Genomic DNA, 1,416 nt, shown 5'->3' on the forward strand with positions numbered 1-1,416 from the left:
TAATGGAATGGACGCCCCCGCCCGGCACGGCATCGATGTGCCAAAGTGGAAGTGTCAGCCACCACTTAACCAGAGGGAACGCCCATCATGAAGGTTACGACCGTTGGTATCGATCTGGCAAAGAACGTCTTTCAAATCCACGGCGTCGACGCGCACGGCAAAGCCGTCCTCAAGAAGCAGATCCGGCGCGATCAATTAATGCTGTTCTTCACGAATCTGCCAGCGTGCTTGATCGGCATGGAGGCCTGTGCCAGCGCGCATTACTGGGCACGACGCGTTCAAGAATGCGGACACACCGTTCGACTAATGGCTCCGCAATTCGTTAAACCCTACGTCAAGACCAACAAGAACGATGCGGCCGATGCCGAAGCAATTTGCGAAGCCGTCGCTCGGCCCAACATGCGCTTCGTCCCCATCAAGACCGAATCGCAGCAGGCCGTCCTCGCCGTACATCGCGCACGTCAGAGTTTCGTCAAGGCGCGCACCGCGCAAGCTAATCAGATTCGTGGGCTCCTCGCCGAATTCGGCCTGGTGATTCCCCAAGGTATCGCCCACATCGCGCAACGCGTACCCGAACTGCTCGACTCCGACACTTGCGCCTTGCCAGGCCCGTTTCGTCTCCTTGTGCTGCGCCTGATGGAGCATCTCAAGCTGCTCGATCAGCACGTTCGAGAACTCGAGACGCAAATTCAGACCTGGCACCGCGACAATCCCGCCAGCCGCAAACTTGCCGAGATTCCCGGCGTCGGGCCAATCACGGCAAGCGCACTGGTCGCGTCGATCGGCGATGCCAAGAACTTCGAGAACGGCCGTCAACTGGCCGCTTGGCTTGGGCTGGTCCCTCGGCAACATTCCAGCGGCGGCAAATCGACCTTGCTGGGCATGAGCAAGCGAGGCGACTCCTACCTGCGTACGCTGCTCATCCACGGCGCGCGATCGGCCATCCTAGCCGCACAACGAAAGCCCGACACCGATAGCTGGCTGAGCCGCCTGCTAGGCCGACGCCATCCCAACATCGCTGCCGTAGCCCTGGCCAGCAAGAATGCACGCGTCATATGGGCGTTGCTGGCTCACAACCAGCAGTTCCGACCGGGTTATGCGACTGCCGCGGCAGTCGCATAACCCGGTCGGCTTGCAGTCGAACAAGACCGCTGCGACAAACTTTAGGAGCGACAAACCACCCGATTGCTCAGGCAAGCAATGCAGTGATGGCGAGACAGGTCAGACCGTGGCCGGCAAAACCCATAGAAGTCAGAGCACCTCAAGTGCGATCTGCTGATTGAGGAGCTGGCCAGCGTATTCCATCAGGGACAGCAGGCGTACGCCTGACATCAAAGTCCGGATGTATGGCTGCAATCGATGCCTTCGAACCGTCACTCACCGCGAACCTGGCAAAACGGGGGCGTCCATGTATGA

The 1,416-nt window shown here is 59.6% G+C and carries 1 protein-coding gene; it reads left to right on the plus strand.

From position 1 onward, the window contains the following. Positions 1-87 precede the first annotated feature (87 nt). A complete protein-coding gene (locus H0X95_RS35635) occupies positions 88-1,122 on the plus strand; it encodes an IS110-like element ISBcen3 family transposase (RefSeq protein WP_006491259.1) in 1,035 nt (344 codons plus the stop codon). Positions 1,123-1,416 lie beyond the last annotated feature (294 nt).

This window comes from Burkholderia sp. 9779_493, from assembly GCF_015712215.1.
GTDB lineage: Bacteria > Pseudomonadota > Gammaproteobacteria > Burkholderiales > Burkholderiaceae > Burkholderia > Burkholderia cenocepacia.

Bases quoted from the DNA above. Each gene is read 5' to 3' on its own strand.
- H0X95_RS35635 (WP_006491259.1), top strand. From the start codon at position 88: ATGAAGGTTACGACCGTTGGTATCGATCTGGCAAAGAACGTCTTTCAA.